At 56.3% G+C, this 16,305-nt stretch carries 15 protein-coding genes; 3 read left to right on the forward strand and 12 right to left on the reverse strand.

The features are described from left to right. Positions 1–21: 21 nt before the first annotated feature. Together HV107_RS10395 and HV107_RS10400 are read left to right on the forward strand one after the other, a co-directional pair. Positions 22–294 carry a type II toxin-antitoxin system Phd/YefM family antitoxin gene (locus HV107_RS10395; protein WP_182063121.1) on the forward strand — a complete coding sequence of 91 codons (273 nt, stop codon included), beginning with the start codon at positions 22–24 and terminating at the stop codon, positions 292–294. Beyond that, positions 269–535 carry a Txe/YoeB family addiction module toxin gene (locus HV107_RS10400; RefSeq protein WP_182063122.1) on the forward strand — a complete coding sequence of 89 codons (267 nt, stop codon included), beginning with the start codon at positions 269–271 and terminating at the stop codon, positions 533–535. The genes HV107_RS10395 and HV107_RS10400 overlap by 26 nt, the downstream gene beginning before the upstream one ends. 1 nt (position 536) lies before the next feature. Here the strand turns inward: HV107_RS10400 and HV107_RS10405 are convergent, their stop codons facing one another. The 7 genes from HV107_RS10405 to HV107_RS10435 form a co-directional block, all read right to left on the reverse strand. Continuing rightward, entirely contained in the window at positions 537–1,442 is a 906-nt protein-coding gene (locus HV107_RS10405) for a DMT family transporter (protein ID WP_182063123.1), read from the reverse strand. A 141-nt stretch (positions 1,443–1,583) separates the two neighbouring features. After that, positions 1,584–2,738 carry an IS481 family transposase gene (locus HV107_RS10410; protein WP_182059390.1) on the reverse strand — a complete coding sequence of 385 codons (1,155 nt, stop codon included), beginning with the start codon at positions 2,736–2,738 and terminating at the stop codon, positions 1,584–1,586. Between the two features lie 138 nt (positions 2,739–2,876). Next, positions 2,877–4,256 carry a carbohydrate porin gene (locus tag HV107_RS10415; RefSeq protein ID WP_182063124.1) on the reverse strand — a complete coding sequence of 460 codons (1,380 nt, stop codon included), beginning with the start codon at positions 4,254–4,256 and terminating at the stop codon, positions 2,877–2,879. 140 nt (positions 4,257–4,396) lie between these two features. Further along, on the reverse strand, positions 4,397–4,699 hold the full coding sequence (locus tag HV107_RS10420) for a PTS lactose/cellobiose transporter subunit IIA (RefSeq protein ID WP_014068296.1): 303 nt from the start codon (positions 4,697–4,699) through the stop codon (positions 4,397–4,399). 11 nt (positions 4,700–4,710) lie between these two features. Then, positions 4,711–6,084, reverse strand: a complete 1,374-nt coding sequence (locus HV107_RS10425; RefSeq protein WP_182063125.1) for a glycoside hydrolase family 1 protein — start codon at positions 6,082–6,084, stop codon at positions 4,711–4,713. Between the two features lie 17 nt (positions 6,085–6,101). Further along, complete coding sequence (locus tag HV107_RS10430; protein WP_182063126.1) at positions 6,102–7,427, reverse strand: PTS sugar transporter subunit IIC; 1,326 nt, start codon at positions 7,425–7,427, stop codon at positions 6,102–6,104. Positions 7,428–7,438: 11 nt separating this feature from the next. Continuing rightward, positions 7,439–7,753 (reverse strand): PTS sugar transporter subunit IIB, encoded by a 315-nt coding sequence (locus HV107_RS10435; protein WP_023333974.1) that lies wholly within the window; start codon positions 7,751–7,753, stop codon positions 7,439–7,441. 294 nt (positions 7,754–8,047) lie between these two features. Here HV107_RS10435 and HV107_RS10440 point away from each other — a divergent pair, with 294 nt between their 5' ends. Continuing rightward, the gene (locus tag HV107_RS10440) at positions 8,048–8,998 is read left to right on the forward strand and encodes a LacI family DNA-binding transcriptional regulator (RefSeq protein WP_182063127.1); all 951 of its coding nucleotides are present in this window, start codon (positions 8,048–8,050) and stop codon (positions 8,996–8,998) included. A gap of 28 nt (positions 8,999–9,026) precedes the next feature. Here the strand turns inward: HV107_RS10440 and HV107_RS10445 are convergent, their stop codons facing one another. From HV107_RS10445 to HV107_RS10465, 5 genes are all read right to left on the reverse strand, one after another. Next, positions 9,027–9,323, reverse strand: a complete 297-nt coding sequence (locus HV107_RS10445; RefSeq protein ID WP_182063128.1) for a YicS family protein — start codon at positions 9,321–9,323, stop codon at positions 9,027–9,029. Positions 9,324–9,410: 87 nt separating this feature from the next. Continuing rightward, positions 9,411–10,565, reverse strand: a complete 1,155-nt coding sequence (locus HV107_RS10450) for a multidrug effflux MFS transporter (RefSeq protein ID WP_182063129.1) — start codon at positions 10,563–10,565, stop codon at positions 9,411–9,413. Between the two features lie 51 nt (positions 10,566–10,616). Then, entirely contained in the window at positions 10,617–11,978 is a 1,362-nt protein-coding gene (locus HV107_RS10455; RefSeq protein ID WP_182063130.1) for an efflux transporter outer membrane subunit, read from the reverse strand. After that, on the reverse strand, positions 11,978–15,088 hold the full coding sequence (locus HV107_RS10460) for an efflux RND transporter permease subunit (RefSeq protein WP_182063131.1): 3,111 nt from the start codon (positions 15,086–15,088) through the stop codon (positions 11,978–11,980). The genes HV107_RS10455 and HV107_RS10460 overlap by 1 nt, the downstream gene beginning before the upstream one ends. Continuing rightward, positions 15,088–16,209, reverse strand: coding sequence for an efflux RND transporter periplasmic adaptor subunit (locus HV107_RS10465; protein ID WP_182063132.1), 1,122 nt, complete (start codon positions 16,207–16,209; stop codon positions 15,088–15,090). The genes HV107_RS10460 and HV107_RS10465 overlap by 1 nt, the downstream gene beginning before the upstream one ends. Positions 16,210–16,305: the final 96 nt, after the last annotated feature.

A 16,305-nucleotide genomic window follows, 5' to 3' on the forward strand; every position in this document is an offset into this window, starting at 1 on the left:
GTAACTTGTACAGGAGGCAGTATGCAGGTTGTGACTTTTACTGAAGCCCGAAGCCGGCTCAAAGATGTGTTAGATGATGTGAATGAAAATGTGGAGACGACAATAATCAGCCGCCGCAACGGTGGGGATGCAGTTGTCATGTCTCTTCAGCACTATAACTCGATGATGGAAACCATCCATCTGATGAGCTCGCCTGCCAACGCCAGCCGACTGATGGAATCAATCGCTCAGGCAAATACGGGAAAAACCACACAGAGGGATCTGATAGATGACCAGGCTTCTGATTTGGACTGATAACGGCTGGGATGATTACCTGTGGTGGCAACAGCAGGACAAGAAAACGCTTCGCAGAATCAACAAGCTGATTGAAGATGCGAAGCGCCATCCTTTCGACGGACTGGGCAAACCGGAACCGCTAAAAGGCAACCTTTCCGGCTATTGGTCACGCCGGATAAACGATACTGATCGCCTTGTTTATGGCGTAACGGATAGCGCCATTACCATCCTGATGTGCCGCTATCACTATTATTCCTGAATTACGCCGAGGTCTTCACCCGTCTTCTCGAATCCATCGAAATCAACACCACCGACGACACAATCAATAGCGTGCCCAGCCAGTCCGGCAGGGTGAACGCCACGCCCAGCAAGATGACAGACAGCAATGCGCTGCTCAGCGGCTCGGCGCAGCTCAGAATGCTCGCCTTCGGCCCGCCAATCATCTGTGCGCCTTTCAGATACAGGCTGAACGTCAGCGCTGTACCGATCACGACCAGATAGAAAAACGCCAGCAGCAGGCTGCCATCAATGACAAACGTTGTTCCGCGCCCGGCGTAGAACGGCGCCAGCATTAACCCGGCAATCAACATACTCCAGCCGACAATCGGCAACGTGCCGTAGCGGGCAATCAGCGTCGACGGATACGTCGTGTAAAACGCGGCGGCAAAGGCCGAAGCGATCCCGAAGAACAGGGCCGCAGGCGAAATGGAGAGCGAGGTGGGATCGCCATGGGTCACCAGCAGAAACGTGCCGATCAGTGACGTCATAATCGCGGACAACACAAATATCCCCGGACGCTTTTTCCGCGCCAGCGCAAACCACGCCACGATGATGGTCGGCGACAGGAATTGCAGCACGGTGGCAGTGGCGGCGTTGGATTTTTCAATCGTCAGCAGGAAGGTGAGCTGCACGGTGAGCGCGCCAACCAGCGAGAAAATCAGCAGGCTGATGGCATCTTTGCGATTTTTGATGACCGAGAAAATCTTGTCGCCGTGAACGAAGGAGAGCGTGAGCAGGATAACACCGGTAAACAGCAGGCGAACCATGGTCAGGTAAGGCGAAGAAATGTGGCTTTTCTCCATGATGTATTGCGCGCAAACCCCTGAACTGCCCCATAAAACGGCGGCGATCAGAACGTTCAGCATCCCTTTACGTGTGGAACCCATGTTCTCCCCTGCTATGTTGTCGTTAATTCGGTCAACAGCATAGCATGGTTGTGTGCGACCTGATGCCCTCACCCCGGCCCTCTCCCACTGTACGTTCCGGGGACATGGTAGACAGGTGTTCGGGGACATGGTGAACACTTTTTAACATCCTTTACCCATGGTGATCGACTTTTTCTTCAGGTCGATCACCCCCACTTTCGTGCTGTACCACCACACCTCGTAGCTGCCGTCTTCCTGCATCTCCTTCAGCCCGACCCGTTCTCCCCTGAACGCCTTGCCTGCGCTCAGACTTACCCCTTTCACGCTCAGCTTTCCGCTGATATCCACTTTCCTGACCATCACGCCCTCGTCGTATTCCGGGGGCGTGGTGTTGCCGCTGTACTGCCGCTCTGACGGCTTATACCGCGACCCCGGTACCGCCATATCCAGCGCCTCATGCGGGCGTTCAAGGTTATAGACTGTCCGCCAGTGGTCGAAGGCGCGCTGCAGTTCGCCCCCGCTCGCGAACCACTTCCCCTGCAGCACTTCTGCCTTCAGGCTCCGGTGAAAACGCTCCAGCTTACCCTGCGTCTGCGGATGATACGGCCGGGAGTGCCCCACCCGGATACCCAGACGCATCAGCCACAGCTCCAGCGCCGTCCAGGTGCCGGTGGTGTCTCCCCACGGAGAACCGTTGTCCATCGTCATCCGGTCCGGCAGGCCGTAGCGCTCAAACACGCTGACCAGCTGCTGCTGCACGGTCTCGCGCCGTTCATCGGTACAGTGCGCCAGGCACAGGGAAAATCGGGAGTGGTCGTCCAGCAGGGTGAGCGGATGGCAGCGGCCGCCTCCAAAGGGAAAGTGGCCCTTAAAATCCATCTGCCAGAGGCGGTTCGGCGCGTCATGTTCGAACCGTCCCGTGGCGGGAATGCCCGGTGAAGTGCCCGGCAGCAGACCGTGACGGGCCATGAGGTTATGGACGGTGCTGAAGGCGGGCATGGTGTGCCCCTGGTCTTCCAGCCAGCGCTTTATCTTGCGTGCGCCCCAGCGTTCATGGCGGTCATGTGCTATACGCAGCAGGGCAGTGATGTCGTCAGATGAGCGGTTCGGGGAATGGTGCGGTATGCGCGGGCGGTCCTGAAGGCCGGAGGCCCCTTCCTCCGCCCAGCGGCGAAGCCACTTATAGCCGGTGGCAGGTGAAATGCCGAAGCGACGGCAGAGGGAACGGATGTTCGCCCCGTCCTGCGAGGCGAACAAAACAAACTCGGTACGTAATGACATGGTATCTCTCGCATCCCAGGACATAAGCGACTCCATAAACGGGTTCTTATGCCTTAGTTGTAAGTGTCTACCATGTCCCCGAACAAGTGTTCACTATGTCCCCGGACCGTACACCCACGGGGAGAGGGAGCAAACACTAAAAACGGCAACTTGCGTTGCCGTTTTGCTTTTATCTTAGAACCACGCTTCCCACATTGCGCCGACGTTGAAGTCGTCGAGGGTTTCGTCTTTTGTATTATTCACGCGAGCGGTGTGTTCGTTATCCACTTTGCCGCCGGTCACGTAGAAACGCAGCATCGGGCGGAACTCTGGCCCCATGGCGATAGACATGTTCTGCGACAGGGTCAGCTTCCAGCCTTTGTTATCGCCGCCATTGTCATAATCAACGTGCTGCCAGCCCGCTTCCAGCCAGGTGGAGTGAACGTCGTTCCACCAGTGCATCGGGCGAATAATGGCGTTGTAGTTTTTGCGGTTATCGCCCTTGTCGCGGCTATTGTCGTAGTCGTGGAAGGCAAGGATGTACTCCACCTGGGTCTGCGGGGTGAATTTGTACAGCCCTTCGAAGCTGGCGTACACCGTGGTCAGATCCTCGGTTTTGTTAAACACGCTGTTGTCCGAGTTATCCGAGTAACGGGCAATCACTTTGTTTACGCCGCTGTCATTGGTGTGGCTCAGCACCACGCCGCCCTGCCAGGCATTCAGACGCTTATCGCTTTCAACCGCTTTGGAGTCAAAGCCATAGTTGGCGTACAGCTCCAGATCCAGCGGGCCAACCTTCATGCCGTGGATTTTTGAGGTGGCCGCGTAGTTACCTTTGTCGCCCGTGCCGGAGCCGCCGGTACAGGTGATGCGCGATGGGTTTGCTTCGTCTGCCATCACTTCCGGGCTACAGGATTCCACTGCCGCCACGGTGGCGACGTCAAACTGCACGCCGCCGATATCGAAGTTTTTCACCCCGGCGCCCTGGCCGTCGTGGTTCATCCAGAAGTAGTCGTTGATGCCCTGTTGCGGGCGCTGGTGGAAGTCACGACCTGCCCAGAAATAAGCGTTAGGGTTAGACGCCATAATGTTGGTCACCCCCGCGTAGGCTTTTTTCAGGTTAACTTCGTCGCTCCAGTGGTCAATCATCACGTTGATGTCCCAGATGGCGCCATTTTCGCCCTTGAAGGCTTTAGAAAGCTGGAATTCACCGCCGTTGCCTTCGTTACCCAGACGACCAATCGCGGATGCGCCGTTGTAGGAGCCATCCACCGCCACGTATTTCTGATCGGCGGCCTGGAAGTGCGCGCCGTAGCGGGCGTAGCCGGTAAATTTGATGCCGAACGGGATAGCCATATCCGGGGATTGCGCCGCGCTTTGCGGCTCAGTCACCACGTCGACCTTTTTCGCCACCGCCGCATCCATTTTGGCCTGACGGTCTGCCAGGGCTTTATCCACCGCTTTGGCCACAATGGCGTCGATTTGCTCCTGCGTGAATTCTTGTGCGAGGACAGAAATTGGGCAAAGCGCGGCGATAACCGCCATTGTTAATGGAAGTTTTTTAATATTTTTCATTGTCATCTCTATTAATTTACATTTTATTCAGACAATAACCATCCCATTCCGATTTGACAGAATATGTCGCTATCATCAGAAACAGAGTGATTTATATTTTCAGGTACAGAGGTATTACATTAACTTTATTTCGCCATAAGCTATCTCTGGTATAAATGAATAATTTCTTCGGATAATTCACGCGCCAGCAGGGAATTCATTAAATGATCCTGGGCGTGCACCATAATTAACGTCATCGGCTGGCGGGCTTCGCCCGCATCTTGCTCGATCAGTTTGGTTTGCATCTTGTGTGCCTGGCGCGCGTAGCCATCGGCTTCGCGCAGCAGGTTTTTGGCTTCGTCAAGGTTGCCCTGACGCGCAGCGTGCAGTGCTTCAAAGCACAGGCTGCGCGACTGACCAGCATTGACGATGATTTCCATTACGGCTTCTTCTAAGGCAACCATCATCTCTTTCTCTATTTATCGAAACTATTATTTAACGAGGTAGCGGCAAACCACTCACCGCTCTTTTTAACGGTGCGTTGCTGCGTATCTAAATCGAGCTGGATAAACCCATAGCGATTTTTATAGGCATTACACCATGACCAATTATCAATAAATGTCCACATATGGTAACCAAGACAATTACACCCTTCGCTAATACCTTTATGCAGCCAGGTTAAATGCCCGGAAATAAAATCAATGCGGTATTGATCGTTTATTTGGCCATTTTCAATAAAGCGTTGTTCATTTTCGACACCCATACCGTTTTCAGAAATAAAGCAGCGTGGGTTGCCGTAATTGTCGCGAAGATTAACCAGAATATCGTAAATACCGGGTTCATAGATTTCCCAGCCACGATAAGGGTTCATCTTGCGGCCTGGCATTTCGTAGTTATCAAAGAACCACTCCGGCATAAAGGGCGCCTGTGGGTTCACCGCGCTGTCACGGCACTTCACGCGACGCGGCTGATAATAGTTAATGCCGAGCAGGTCGATTTTCCCTTCTGCAATCAACGCGCTGTCTTCCGGTTTACAGGCCGGAAGCTGATCGTAGGACTTCAGCAGAGTCACCAGGTCGGCCGGATACTCGCCGCGTAACACCGGGTCGAGGAAGCTGCGGTTAAACATCAGATCCGCAATGTGCGCCGCTTTCACATCGGCCGGGTTTTGTGAACGCGGGTACGATGGTGTGAGGTTTAGCACAATGCCAATTTCCCCCGCGTAATGGCCCGCTCGGTAAGCGCGAACGGCCTGCGCATGAGCCAGTACCGTGTGGTACGCCACCGTTGCCGCGCGGCGGAAATCCACCACGTTCGGATAATGGAAGTCGTACAGATAACCGCCTTCAACCGGGACGATCGGTTCGTTGAAGGTAAACCAGTGCAGCACGCGATCGCCAAACAGCTCGAAGCAAATTTGCGCGTAACGGGCATAGGCTTCCACCACATCACGGTTTTCCCAGCCACCGATCTCCTGCATTGCCATCGGCATGTCGAAATGGAACAGGGTGATAAACGGCGTAATGCCCTGTTCAATCAGCTCATCAATGACCTGATTATAAAAATCGACTGCCTGTGGGTTCACTTCACCGATACCGTCGGGGATCAGGCGCGCCCAGCTAATCGAGGTACGAAAGCTGTTGTGGTTCAGCTGCTTTAATAGCTGAATGTCCGTTTTCCAGTGCTGATAGAACGTGGAGGTCTGCTGCGGCCCCACGCCATTGTGAAAACGGTTCGGCTCGCGGGCAAACCAGTAATCCCATGTGGTTTGACCCTCTCTTGTCCCTTCGGTCTGGAGAGCGGAGCTTGCGCTGCCCCACCAGAAATGCTCGGGAAATGAATATTTCATGACGCTTCCTCTTTGACTTAATTGCTTGCTGTTTCAGCGGCACCCACGGTTGCCTGAGCTTTCTGCTCTTCGTTTTTGAGCAGTGAACGCTCATAAGCACGCAGGAACGGTAAATACATCAGCGCGGACATCACCATGCAGACGACGCACATCACCACCGGACTTAACGCCCAGTTCGCCGCCCATGAGGCACCAATTGGCGCGGGGGTGGTCCACGGCGTTAACGACACAACCTGTGCCAGCCAGCCAAGTTTCGTTGCGCCGTAGGCCAGGCAGGCGTTTACCAGCGGAACACACACGAACGGGATGAACAGCATCGGGTTCATGATGATTGGCGCGCCGAACAGAATCGGTTCGTTGATGTTAAAGAAGCTTGGCACAACGCCCATTTTTCCGATGGTGCGCAAGTGCGTTACGCGGCTACGCAGCAGCAGGAACGCCAGCGGAAGCGTCGAGCCTACACCGCCAATCAGCAGGTAGTGATCCCAGAAACCTTGCAGATAAACGTGTGGCAGCGCCGCACCAGCAGCCAGTGCCGCCTGGTTTGCCGACAGGTTTGCCATCCAGAACGGGTTCATGATGCCGGTGACAATCAGCGAGCCGTGGATACCCGCGAACCAGAAGATCTGGCACAGCAGCACAGAAAGCAGAATGGCAGGCAGGGAGTCAGACGCAGAGACCAGCGGCTCCAGCAGGTGCATAATCGCCTGCGGAATAATCATCCCGGTTTGCGCTTCAATAAACAGGTTCAGCGGGTGCAACGTGCCGATGACCACCATCACCGGGATCAGAATTTCAAACGAACGCGCCACGCCGGTTGGCACTTCTTTCGGCAGGCGAATGGTCACGTTGTTCTGCTTCAGCCAGGCATACACGCGGGTAGAGTAAATCGCCGTGATAAGCGCGGTGAAAATCCCCTGACCAGACAGATACTGGGTAGAGATTTTGCCGTCGGCATACGGTGCTGCAACCAGCAGAAACGCCATAAAGGCCAGCAGGCCGGACATCACCGGGTCGAGGTTAAACTGACGCCCCAGGCTCGCACCAATCCCCACCGAAATGAAGAAGGTCATCACCCCCATGCTGAGGTTAAACGGCAGCATCAGCTGTTCGCGGTAGGTCTGGGAGAAATCCAGCCAGCCGCGGGCGAAGCTGTTGGTGGTATCCGCTGAGAACGGCGGGAAGATGAACACCAGCATAAACGAGCCGATGATCATGAACGGCAGGGCGGCGGTAAAGCCGTCGCGGATCGCAATCACATACTTCTGCTGTCCGAGCTTCGCCGCCAGCGGGGTAATAGATTGCTCAATAACCGCGACCATTGATTGATATAACGAACTCATGTGAACACCTTTTAGTGTGCCGCTTCGATGAGCGACAGTGCATAGTCCAGTACTTTATCGCCACGTTGCATCCCGTAGTCCATCATGTCGATGGGTTGTACCGGAATACCTTGCGTAGCCGCCTTGTCTGACAGTGTCTGTAACATGTATTTCACTTGCGGTCCGAGAAGTACAACCTGGTACTGCGGAAACTGCGTATCAAATTCGGAAACCCCGTACGCATCAATCTTGACCGGCAAACCACGTTCTTTCGCGACATCGACCATTTTGCTGACCAGCAGGCTTGTGGACATCCCGGCAGAGCAGCACAGCATAATCTTGAACATCGACAACCATCCTCTAAATGTAAAAAGTTATTGCGAGGATGATTGGACATCATACGGAAACCGGTTTCCATTTATAAAAGAAAGAAATGTGACAGCCATCAAGAAGCGGTGCTTATGGGGCTTGTTACCACGATCTGTGTCACAGAATTTGGCGATTAAGACCTCATTTTGAGTGGAAACGGAAAATCGGTTTCCATGAAAATAGGAAACGGATATACTCCATTCTGGCTATAATGTGAGCCGTAGCGGTTATGGATTTTACAGGTGCGGGTTGTTGCCTGTCAGGGGAGAGAGATGTCTACAATCAACGATGTATCACGTCTGGCCGGGGTGTCCAAAGCCACGGTATCACGGGTGTTGAGTGGGTCGCGTGGCGTAAAGGAAGCCAGCCGTCTGGCCGTTCTGAAAGCGGTGGAAGAGCTGAACTACCGGCCGAATGTGATTGCACAGTCGCTGCTGAGCCAGTCTACGGGCTGTATTGGCGTGATTTGTGCGCAGGAGAATATTAACCAGACCACGGGTTATCTCTACGCGCTGGAAAAACATCTCAGTCAGCATCAAAAACACCTGCTGTTGCGCTTTGCGCATACCAAAGCGGAAGTGATGCACGCCCTTGAAGAGCTCTCCTGCGGGTTATGTGATGACATCCTGGTGATTGGCGCGCGTTTCCCGCTGGATATCGACATGGAAAACGTCATTCTGGTCGACTGTATGGAAACCGATAACGCCAACAGCATTCAGTTTGATCATGCTTTCGCCGCCGAAACCGCCTGTAACTACCTCACCAGCCAGGGGCGCCGGCAGATTGCGCTGATCCAGCCGCAGGGTAGCGGTTTTGCCGACCAGGTGCTGCTGGGCTATAAGCACGCGCTGGAGAAAAACTTCCTGCCCTTTAACCGTAATCTGGTCTTTATGGAGGCAACCTCTTCTTCCGTTGCGCTTCAGGAGCTGCTCAACAACGCCACCACGCTGAATTTTAACGCGCTGCTGGTGGCTGATGAGCAAGAAGCCCAGCGCGTTATCCCGCAGTTGCAGGCGTTTAATAAATCCGTACCGGACGACATTATGGTCTTCAGCCTTGCCGGCTCGCTGCACCTGCCGGGTATCCCGGTGATCCCGGCCATTGAGTATTCGATGGATGCGATGGCAGCGAGAATTGTGGCCTGGCTGAACGAGAAAACACAGATGCTTGGATCCTACGTCTTACGCGGCGATTTAATCATTCCGGATATACGTAAGCGCTAAAAAAAAGCGTGAAGCTCAGGCTTCACGCTTAATAATCTTCCATACAATCAATCTGCCCGACTGCCGCCCAGTAGCCATCCAGATTGTCGCGCTTCACCGCCGTAATGGCGTTTTTCACCAGCAGCTGATTTGCCTCGGATGACAAAATCATATCCTGCCATTCTTTATCACTCTGCTTTCGCTGTGGTGTGCAGGTTTTCTTGATGTCTTTGAGCACCTGCTGCTTAATCTGCGCATCCTTGGCCGGGCTTTCTTCTTCCTGGGCATGGACGAACGCAGCAAACAGCAGGCAGACGATCAGGCAAAAAAGGTGTGCAGATTTCATTGAAACCTCCGTCATTGAGTCACATGTTTCACCTGAAATATATAGTTACATTCACCGTTCCGACTCAAGCCGAAAGTATGAATTTACTCATTCGCGCGTATGAGTACCGATTACCAGTGCAATGCTATAGCTGACGACCACGGCGATACTCATTTTCAGCATAGTTTCTCCACCAATCCCGGCAAGTGGTGCCGCAATCCCGCCGAACAAAAACATCAGCATCCCCAGAATGGCCGATGCCGTGCCCGACTCGCGGGACTCGACGGCGCTCATGGCCTCTGAGCCCGCAATGGTGCTGATCCCGCTGTTAAACGCGACGGTAAAAAATAACGCGATCAGCGCAAGCGCTGAAAGGTGCATCCAGGCGAAGAGCAGCGTTAATGCTGCCGTGGCAACGGCCAGCACCAGACCCATTTGCATCAACCCTTCCGACGGATGGCGGCGGGCCAGGCGTGAAAAAATCAGCGCGGAAATAATCAGCCCAATCCCGTTTACGCCAAACAGCAGGCTAAATTGCATGGCGCTCAGGCCATACTCGTTTTGCAACACAAACGAGGAGGCACCGATATAGGAAAACAGGCCCGCCAGCATAAAGGCCTGAATCAGGCAGAAGCGCATAAAACGGCGGTTTTTCAGCACCGTTTTCGCCGTGCCCAGCAGTGATCCCGCGCCGGATTTTTCGCTGAGTGATTCACGGATAAACAGTTGGCTGGTGATCAGCAGCGCCAGACCCGCACCGGCCATCACCCAGAACAACATCCGCCAGTCGAAGTGTGACGAGATATAGCCCCCAAGCACCGGAGATACCACCGGTGCAATGCCGTTAACCGTCATCAGCAGGGCAAAGAACTGCGTCAGCATCGTGCCGTGATAATTATCGCGGGCGATAGAGCGCGCCAGAACCGAGCCGCCCGCCCCGGCAACGCCCTGGACGAACCGCCAGCCGATCAGCGCGTAGATATTCTGCGTGGTGGCGCACAGCACAGAGGCCATCACAAACAGCAGCAGCGAAATCAGGAGCGGTATTTTACGCCCCATGCGATCGCTCAGCGGGCCGAAAAAGAGCTGCCCAAGTCCCAGGCCAATCAGCGCCGAGGTCAGCGAAAGCTGCGTCAGCGTGGTGGAGGTGTGCAGATGCGTGGCGATCTCCGGTAGCGCCGGAAGATAAAAATCAGAGCACAATGGCCCGATGGCCGTCAGCAGGCCAAGAATGGCCGCAAATGAGAACGAGAGTTTTGCCATATTAATCTGTCCCGCAGGCCGGGCAAGCTTCGCGCCGCCCGGCGAACCATACTAAAGACCGCCACCCAGCGACTGCCATAAGGTGATGCGGTTTTCCTGGTCGGTTTGTTGTAATGAAATCAGCGATGCCTGCGCCGACCACAGCGACCGCTGCGCGGTGAGCACCGTCAGATAATCCCCCGCGCCGGCCTGATAGCTGCGCATTGCCACATCCAGCGTTTTTTGCTCGGCGGCCACGTATTCACGCTGGGCATCAAGCTGCTCGCTCAGCGTTTCGCGACGCGCCAGCGCATCGGCCACATCCCTGAACGCGCTCTGGATGGTTTTCTCGTAGGTGGCAATCAGCCCTTTTTTCTCGGCCTCAGCGTAGCGCAGCTGCGCCATGTTGTTGCCACCGCTAAACAGCGGCAGGGTGATGGATGGCGCGAACGACCAGACCTTCATGCCGTGGCTGAACAGGGACGACAGCGAATCGCTGCCCACACCTGCGCTGGCGGTGAGCGAAATGGTCGGGAAGAAGTTGGCGCGCGCTGCGCCAATATTGGCGTTCGCGCTCAGCAGGTTATGTTCGGCTTCCTGAATATCCGGGCGGCGCAGCAGTGTGCTCGAGCTGACGCCTGCCGGGATCAGGGTGATGGCGTTATCGCTCAGGCTCTCCAGCGTGCCGGGCAGCAGGTTATCCGGTACGGTCGCGCCCGCCAGCAGATTAAGGGCGTTTTTGTCCTGCATCACCTGGGTTTGATAACTCGCCACGCTGGCTCGCGCCTGCTGGTAAACCGCCATTGCTGAGCTGACGTCCGTGGCTGCCGCGACGCCGACTTGCTGCTGACGCTTCACAATGTTGAGCGAATTTGCGGCGCTCTCCATTGTTGATTTCGCCAGCGCCAGGTTGCTGTTATCGGCGGCGAGGGTAACCCAGGCTGTCGTCAGCTCGCTGACCATCGTCAGGCGGGTGTTCTGGGCGGTGAATTCGCTGGCAAGCCAGGTTTCGCGCGCCGCCCGGGAGAGGCTCTGGTTACGGCCAAACAGATCCAGCTCGAAGCTGGATACCGCGCCGTTGGCTTCGTCGCTGGTGGTCACACCGCTTGCCAGCGTGCGGCTGCGGGTGTGGCTCAGTTCTGCGTCCACCGTCGGGAACAGTGTCGAACGGGTTTCACCGTACTGGGCGCGGGCGGCGTCGATATCCGCAATCGCTTTTTGCACGTCGCGGTTGCTGTTGAGCGCCATCGTCACCACGCTTTTCAGGCGCGAGTCGTTCATCACCTGCTGCCACTGGCTGACCACGGCAGTCGCTTCACCGTGTGCACCCGGCAATGTCGCCGGGACGGGCGCGTCAGGGCGCTGATAAGTTGGGTCTAACGAGACACAGCCTGCGCTCAGCAGCGCTAACACTAAAACAGATACACGAAACATTATGGCCTCCGGTTTGCGTGCTTACCGGAGAACAGACGTTTCACCAGTACAAAGAATAAAGGGACGAAGAAGATAGCCAGCAGCGTTGCGGCGAGCGTCCCACCGATGATGCCCGTACCGATCGCCACGCGGCTGTTGGCCCCTGCACCGGTTGCCACGGCCAGCGGCGTCACGCCTGCAATAAACGCCAGCGAGGTCATGATGATTGGGCGCAGACGCGTCTGGGCGGCGCGTATGGCGGCGCGGGTCAGGGAATACCCTTCAGCCACTTTCGCCTCGGCGAATTCAACAATCAGAATGGCGTTTTTCGACGACAGGCCGATGGTGGTCAACAGCGCCACCTGGAAGTAAACGTCGTTGTTCAGGCCGCGCAGGGTGGCTGCCACTGTAGCCCCCAGTACGCCAAGCGGGATAACCATGATCACCGAAATCGGCACTGACCAGCTCTCATACAGCGCGGCCAGACACAGGAACACCACCAGAATGGAGAGGGCATACAGGCTCATCGCCTGGCCGCTCGCCAGTTTCTCTTGCAGCGACAGGCCGCTCCACGCCCATGTCGTACCGGATGGCAGGTTGTTGGCCAGTTGTTCCATTTTGCTCATCGCAGTACCGGAGCTGGAGCCGCTGGCGTTTTCGCCCTGAATCTCATAGGCCGCCGAGCCGTTGTAGCGCACCAGGCTTTCCGGGCCATATTCCCAGCGGGTGGTGGCGAAAGCAGAGAACGGCGTCATGGTGCTGTCACTGCCGCGGACATACCATTTGTTAAGATCGGACGGCACGGCGCGGTAATCGCTGTCCCCCTGGATATAGACCTTTTTCACGCGACCCCGGTCGATAAAGTCGTTCACGTAGGTCCCGCCCCAGGCGCTTGAGAGCGTGTCGGTCACATCGCTGAGGGAGAGCCCCAGAGACACGGCTTTGTTGTTATCAATATCCACCTGCAACTGCGGCATCTGCGGCAGATCGTTGGCACGCACAGCGTGCAGGTCGCTATCCTGATTGGCCTCGCCAATCAGCTGGTTACGCATTTTCAGCAGGGTTTCACGGTCGGTATTACCGGCCGCCATCAGCTCGAAGGTAAAGCCGTTACTCTGCCCCAGGCCGTCGACCGAAGGCGGCGTCATGGCAAAAATGGTGGCATCACGAATGGTGCTCAGCTCCTGCGTGGCACGCAGGGCAATCGCCTGGGCGGTGTTCTCAGAGCCTTTACGCTCAGACCAGTTTTTCAGCGAGACAAACGCCATCCCGGCATTCTGGCCGCTACCGCTAAAGCTAAAGCCCTCAACGGTAAAGATGACATCGGTATTGGCTTTCTCTTTGTTGAGGAACCATTCGCGCACCTGGCGGCTCACCTCTGCGGTACGCACGGCTGTTGCCCCTGCTGGCAGGGTGTACTGCACCATGATTTCGCCCTGGTCTTCCGTTGGCAGGAAGCTGCCCGGCAGTTTCAGCATCGCCAGCCCCATCGCACCGCAAAGCAAGGCGTAGATAGCCAGCATCCCGCCGGAGCGGCGCAGTGCGCCCAGCACCTTGTTCTGATAGCCGCGTTCGGTTTTGCTGTAGAAGCGGTTAAACGCGCCGAAGAAACCTTTTTTGTGCGGTGGGGTGTGGCTCAGTACCGAGCCGCAGAGCGCTGGCGTCAGGGTTAGCGCCACCACGACCGAGAGGATCATTGCCGAAATAATGGTGACCGAGAACTGACGATAGATAACCCCGGTGGAGCCGCCGAAAAACGCCATCGGCAGGAACACCGCGGAAAGCACCAGCGCAATGGCGACCAGCGCGCCAGAGATTTCGCCCATCGATTTTTCGGTGGCTTCGCGGGCGGGCAACCCTTCGTCGCGCATAATACGCTCGACGTTTTCCACCACCACGATGGCGTCATCCACCAGAAGCCCTATCGCCAGCACCATCGCAAACAGCGTCAGGGTATTGATGGAATAACCGAACAGCGCCAGGACGCCAAACGTACCCAGCAGCACTACCGGCACGGCCAGCGCCGGGATCAGCGTGGCGCGGATGTTTTGCAGGAACAGGTACATCACCACCACCACGAGGATAATGGCTTCGAACAGCGTCTGGATCACGTCCTCAACCGAGATCTTGATGAACTCGGTGCTGTCTTTCGGATAGGCAACGTCGTAGCCTTCCGGCATCGCACGTTTAAATTCAGCGATTTTGTTCTTCACCGCCGTGGCGGTATCCAGCGCGTTGGCACCCGGGGAGAGCATCACCGCCATACCCGCTGCCGGGTGGCCGTTCAGCTTTGCGGTCGCGGTGTAATCTTCACTGCCCATTTCCACGCGAGCAACATCGCTTATGTGCACGACCGCGCCGTTGGACTGGCTCTTAACAATGATGTTTTTGAACTGATCGACCGTTTGCAGACGCGACTGGGCGCGCACGGTGGCGGTCAGTTGTTGGGCGTTTGATGACGGCAGCGCACCGATTTTACCGGCAGAGACCTGCACGTTCTGCGCTTCAATCGCGCTTTGCACGTCGGACGGCATCAGCGAGTAAGAGGCCAGCTTCGCCGGGTCGAGCCAGATACGCATGGCGTATTCAGCGCCAAACACCTGCAGGCTACCCACGCCTTCAACACGCGCCAGCGGGTCCTGCATGTTACTGACCATCCAGTCGGCGATATCGGAGCTGCTGGATGTGTCGGTCTTATCGTACACGCCCATGATCAGCAGGAAGTTACTCTGCGATTTTTCGACGGTGATGCCAGATTGCTGCACTTCGGTCGGCAGGCGTGATTCCGCCTGCTGGACTTTGTTCTGCACCTGAACCTGCGCGGTGTCCGGGTCGGTTCCCTGTTCGAAGGTCACATTAATGCTGACCGAACCGTCCGAGCTGCTGGTGGAGGTGAAATAGAGCAGGTTATCCAGCCCGGTCAGCTGTTGCTCTATGACCTGAGTGACGCTGTTTTCCAGCGTCTGTGCCGATGCACCGGTATAGGTGGCGGAAATTTTGATCGACGGCGGAGCGACGTCCGGGTACTGCGCAACCGGCAGTGTGCGGATCGCCAGCATCCCCGCGAGCATAATCAGAATGGCGATCACCCAGGCAAATACCGGGCGACGCACAAAGAAACGGGAAAACATCAGGCGTTTCCTCCGTTGGCTTTCATCTCTTCGGCTTTCACTTCCTGACCGGCAGCGACTTTGTCGGTGCCTTCGACAATCAGTTTATCGCCGGCTTTCAGGCCGCTCAGCACCAGCCATTTGTCGCCGTAGGTATCACCCGTTTCCAGCTGACGCTGTTCCACTTTGTTGCTGGCATCAACGACCAGTGCGGTGGCGTTGCCTTTGGCATCGCGGGTAATGCCTTGCTGTGGCGCGAGGATCGCATCGTCCATGATGCCTTCATCCACTCTGGCGCGGACGAACATCCCCGGCAGCAGCAAATGCTGTGGGTTCGGGAAGACGGCGCGCAGCGTAACCGAGCCGGTCGATTCATCGACTGCGACCTCGGTCAGCGCCAGGCGGCCTTTTTCGCTGTAGGTACTGCCGTCTTCAAGCAACAGGGATACGCTCAGGGTGTCGCTGTTGCTGGCGAGGGTCTGTTTGCGTAAGCGCAGCAGGTCGGCGCTGGAGCGGGTTAAATCAACGTACATGCTGTCCAGACCACGAACGGTGGCCAGCGCGGTGTCCTGCTGGGCGGTGACCAGCGCGCCTGGCGTGACGGAAGAGATCCCAATACGCCCGGCAATCGGCGCGGTGACGGTCGTCCAGTTGAGGTTAATGCGTGCGCTCTCCTGGGCGGCTTTTTTCGACTCCACGCTGGCTTTGTCCTGCGCACAGGTGGATTTCGCGTCTTCTGCATCCTGGCGCGATACGCCGTCGTCTTTCACCAGCAGCGCATAGCGCTGGGCTTTCTGGCAGTCGGCTGTTACCAGCGCCTGCGCCTGTTTCAGTGCCGCTGCGGCTTCATCGTAAGCCGCGCGATAGCTTGAGGGATCAATCTGATACAGGGCTTGCCCGGCTTTAACGGTATCGCCTTCGGTAAATAGCCGCTTCTGGATAATGCCGCCGACCTGTGGGCGCACTTCGGCGCTCATGGCGGCGGTGGTGCGGCCGGTCAGCTCGCTGACGACCGACACCGGCTGGCTCATAAGGGTGACTATACCCACTTCCGGGAGGGGGCGCTGGGGAGCAGATGTTTGCGCATTATCGCACCCTGTCAGGAGGAATAATGCCGCGATGGAGGTTGTTATGGTTTTCATAATTTTTTCCAGGGTGAACGATGCCTGCCCTGTTAATGGATTAACAAGGAGGAGGGCTATTTAAAGGCACAGCGATACCGCATCTCCGGCAGCGCC

Origin of the sequence: Enterobacter sp. RHBSTW-00175 (assembly GCF_013927005.1) — a bacterium.
In the GTDB taxonomy this organism is placed as follows: Bacteria; Pseudomonadota; Gammaproteobacteria; order Enterobacterales; family Enterobacteriaceae; genus Enterobacter.